The 4,005-nt window shown below is 53.5% G+C and carries 4 protein-coding genes; 1 reads left to right on the top strand and 3 read right to left on the bottom strand.

Annotation, left to right across the window (positions count from 1 at the left end; genetic code table 11):
- Positions 1-5 precede the first annotated feature (5 nt).
- Positions 6-158, top strand: a complete 153-nt coding sequence (locus EXE41_RS18275; RefSeq protein WP_394348121.1) for an ATP-binding protein — start codon at positions 6-8, stop codon at positions 156-158.
- Between the two features lie 183 nt (positions 159-341).
- Here the strand turns inward: EXE41_RS18275 and EXE41_RS18280 are convergent, their stop codons facing one another.
- The 3 genes from EXE41_RS18280 to tnpC form a co-directional block, all read right to left on the bottom strand.
- Positions 342-1,076 (bottom strand): CBS domain-containing protein, encoded by a 735-nt coding sequence (locus EXE41_RS18280; protein WP_137691752.1) that lies wholly within the window; start codon positions 1,074-1,076, stop codon positions 342-344.
- Positions 1,077-1,171: 95 nt separating this feature from the next.
- Positions 1,172-2,341, bottom strand: coding sequence for an AI-2E family transporter (locus tag EXE41_RS20080; protein ID WP_137691753.1), 1,170 nt, complete (start codon positions 2,339-2,341; stop codon positions 1,172-1,174).
- An 81-nt stretch (positions 2,342-2,422) separates the two neighbouring features.
- On the bottom strand, positions 2,423-3,868 hold the full coding sequence (tnpC, locus tag EXE41_RS18290) for an IS66 family transposase (RefSeq protein WP_137691754.1): 1,446 nt from the start codon (positions 3,866-3,868) through the stop codon (positions 2,423-2,425).
- Positions 3,869-4,005: the final 137 nt, after the last annotated feature.

Here is a 4,005-nt window from a genome sequence, read left to right on the forward strand (position 1 = left end):
TTGAGGTGGGCTACTCGCAGTCGGCAAATGGAACCGGGTTCGGACTGAATATTGTCAAACAGATTGTTGATGCTCACGACTGGCAGATTCGCGTTACGGACGGGACGGACGGTGGAGCACGGTTTGAAATCACGAATGTTAATTTTGTGGATGAATAGACGTTAAACTCTTGTGTAACACATTGCTGATGGACTGTAGTCTGGCGATTTGCGGGTGCGTAAATCAAATTGGGGTTCACCAGTAGTCGAGACTGGCTCTCTCAATACATAGAGTCCAAGCCAGTTGCTCGATTGCCGTCAAGCCGCATGATACTCAGGACAACCCACGCACGAACTCAGAAGTCACACTGAGGAAAAGTACGACTGACCGAAACGAAGCAGGTCTCGGTCAAATTCGTCCGGGTCGTCGACTCGAAAGTGAAAGAGCTGATTTCGCATATCTCCGACTTCAAGCACTAACTCGCGAATCACGTCCTGTTGATCATCGAATAGCGGTTCAAATTCCGCCCAGTGAATCGAGATAAATTGGGCATAGTGTGCGTAACTGCAATGCTCGATTGACGCCGGTGTTGGCAGTGGGTGTTCCTCGTCGAACGTTTCGGCCAACTGCTCTGACAGCGAGTCGCCGAACACTCGCGTAAAAATATCACGCAACTGCATTTCGATCGACTCGATCAACAGAAACGGTTCAAGCATCTGTTTCAGCCGCGTGAGGAGATCGTAGTCAGTCAAGATGCGCCACTCGTCGTCTCGATCGACCACAATGTACGTGTACTCTGCGAGTGAATCGAATACGGCGAGAAGGTTCTCGTCCCCGCTGATGGTGTGTGCATCTTCGACGGCCGCTCCGACCGAGATCTTATCGAGCGTTTTGTGCCCGACCTCTAGCCGCTGGAATGCAAGGAGGGTCCGGACCACGGACCTGTAGGTGACAATCCCGACGAGTTCGCCGTCACGCTCGACACCGATCTGAGTGTAGCTGTTCTCGAACATCCGACGGAGTGCTGATTCGAGCCCGAGGTCATATTCGACGGTCTGAAGGGTGTTTTCGATGGGCAGGTCAGCGATTGTGTACATAGATGCTCGGAACGTTGGCCCGTAGCTAACTATGCGTTTCCGTCCGTATCCAAATGACCGCTTTGTCCAGGTAGTATTCGATGTCTCTAGGTTATTCAGTAGTCCGAGAGACTCGATTGTTCATGTGGCTGTCTGCCGGTGAGAACGTACGATGCAATAGTTCTAAAGAACTCTGCGAGGAGGACAAGCAGTATTGGGCCAAGAAAAATCCCGTAGAACCCGAACGCGATCGGTCCGAGAATATAGGCAAACATCAGTAGGCCCACATGTGTCCGGTTACCGCTCACATACGGGCGAATTAGAAAGTCAGGAATCGTATCAACGACTACGAAGGCTAAAACGAGAAACAGGATCACGAAGCCGAACGCACTTGCCTGACCACTGGTGACAGCAGCTATCGCAAGAATTGCTCCGACAGGGAGGTACACTATTTTCATTCCCACAACTGGAATTAAACTTCCTGCTCCTGTGAGTGCGCCGACTAGGGGCGCAAATGGAACGTTTACTGCTCCTGGTGCAACGAGATTGTATCCAGAAAAGACAAGAATTCCGATGATACCCGTCACAAACGCGTTTAAGATATTACCGAAGAGGATGGAAGACAGTTCATCATCAACAGCTACCGCGTATGACTCAACAACACCTGATTCATCAAAATTGTCGAGGAACCAGCCTCCAAGCCGTGAGCCGTCGGTAAGCATATAATATGTCCCGGCCAGAAGAATGAATCCATGGAGTGCTGCGTTTGCGATGAACCCGACTGAACCGGTCAGTGTAGCAACTATTTGTTCGGCCCATGTCTGAACTGCGGGGTCGTTGAGGATTGCCACGACTTCCTCAGGACTCAGTCCCAGTATATCACTAATTTCTAGTCCTACGAGTGGACCCGGGAGTCCACTTCCTTGTGCCGACTGTAGTGCAGAGATGTATGCTGCACCGGGACCATCCCCTCCAGCGAGCCGTTGGATTTCGGGTACTACCAGTACAAGGGTGTATGTAAGCAAAAAGAGAAACGGCAGTAGGAAAATAGCAATTGTAACCATAGCAAGAACTTGACGGCGATAGGGGATGCGATAGCCTTGGAGTCGCGACGGGAGCGAGAGGTTCTCGAGTTTACGATAAATTGGGCGGCTTGCGTAGTAGAGAAAGATTGTAAATATGAGCGTTGCCTGAAACTGGATTAAAACAAAAATGACAGCAGCTACTAATCCTAATCCCCCAATTCCGAAGATGATCCGCCGCCGTAGTCCTGAGCTATATTCCATTTACCTACCAATTGCCACATTGCAAGAAAGGTATGTTGGTGTGGCGTGGATGACTTTTTGTTTGTCAGGAATCGTACGTGTTTACCCCGGAGTCTCGACAGCCGGCACAGCGTGAGCCCGTGAGATCAGTTCATTGTTACTGACGGCTCGACGAAGCTCTTCGTATGGATTGCGTCCCTGCTGGCGCCACGTCGCCAGCAGGGACAAGACCGTCTCGTGAACGAACATTCCTCGATCGTTACGCAGCGTTCCGATGATTTTCCGGAGAACCACTGGCTCACGAAGTCCGTTCTCTGCGGCATTGTTTGTCGGAGAGACCGCTGGCTCACCGACGAAGGTGAGCCAGTGGTCGAGACCTCTTTCGATCTTCCCCAGCAGTGTTGCCACTGGTCCGTCAGGTACTGACCGGTCAATCAGCGATTCAAGCTCTCTTCGCGCCACACGCTGGAGATTTGCTCTCTCACGAGGACTTGGGTCGCTCTCCAGCCGAGCCTGGAGAGCGACGAATAGCTGTCTGAGAGCCTGGTAGATCGGTTCACCTTCTGGCTGCTTTTCGGCGGCGTCCTCAGCCTCTCGAAGAATGTGCGCCCAGCACCGCTGGAGGTTGCTGCTGAAAGCTGGGTACGCCGTCCACCCGTCGCAGACGACTGTTCCCGCGAAGTCCTCGCCGAGGACTTCCGCGGGAACATCACTTCCGCGACTCTCTCTGACCGCGTACAACGTGTGTTGAACGGTCTGAAACGTCCAAATCCACGCTTGTTCACCGTCGCGCTTGATGCCTGTCTCGTCGATGTGAACCACGTCAGCATCCTGAATCTCTTGACGGATCTGCTCGTACTCACAGCGACCGGCGCGCGCAGCGCGCTCGGTCGCGTGCCACGCGGATGCACCCGAGAGTTCGAGTCCGTGTAGTTGCTCGAAGCGATCAGCGATCTTCCGGTAAGGAAGGCGGTGATCGTACCGTGACAGAGCTGATTGAGCGATGACGTTCACCCCGAACTGCCCCTCATCGGGGCAGTCGGAGTGAGCCGCAACTGTCTCTGTTCCACAGGAATCGCACTGGTAGTAGTGGCGGTTGTACCGGGTGATTTCTGGGGGCTGGGGATCAGGGATCTCCTCGACGAGTCGGGGGCTGACGCCCACCGACTCGTCGAAGTGGTCGCCACACTCAGGACAACAGTCACAGGTGACTTCGATTTCTTCGTCAGGATCGGCCGTAGAACGCCACTCCGGATCGTGACCGCCCTTCCGACCGGGAGTGCCACCGTCAGTTCGGACATCGTCGTCTTCGTCATCTTGCGAGGTCGGGGACCCGTCGGTCCCCGACCGTCGCTTGCTGGGTGGGGTGTGCGGATTCTCGTATTTGCGAAGACGTGTCTCGAGTTCTTCGATCCGCTCGTCTTTCTCTTGTAACTTCTCTCGGAGCTGTGCGTTGTCTTGTTCAAGCTCTTCGACTCGTTGTTCAAGTTGTAAAAACCGGGAGAGCAACTCCTTTTTGGTGAGATCATCTCCGTTCACAGATCCCATCTTCCAGTACCGCTCTTCAGTAGACTGGCGGAACCAGGAGCATTAGTGCCTCTGGCCCGGCAAAAGCGGGTATGCATGAAGACCGTCCTGCCTTCGGCCAGAGGCTATCGGAACTTGCGGAACTTGGGGTAATAGAA

The sequence above is a fragment of the Halorubrum sp. SD690R genome (assembly GCF_005435035.1).
GTDB lineage: Archaea > Halobacteriota > Halobacteria > Halobacteriales > Haloferacaceae > Halorubrum > Halorubrum ezzemoulense.

What these genes read in the sequence shown, in the direction of transcription:
- tnpC (WP_137691754.1), bottom strand. Translation starts at nt 3,868, where the DNA reads ATGGGATCTGTGAACGGAGATGATCTCACCAAAAAGGAGTTGCTCTCC.
- EXE41_RS18280 (WP_137691752.1), bottom strand. Translation starts at nt 1,076, where the DNA reads ATGTACACAATCGCTGACCTGCCCATCGAAAACACCCTTCAGACCGTC.
- EXE41_RS20080 (WP_137691753.1), bottom strand. Translation starts at nt 2,341, where the DNA reads ATGGAATATAGCTCAGGACTACGGCGGCGGATCATCTTCGGAATTGGG.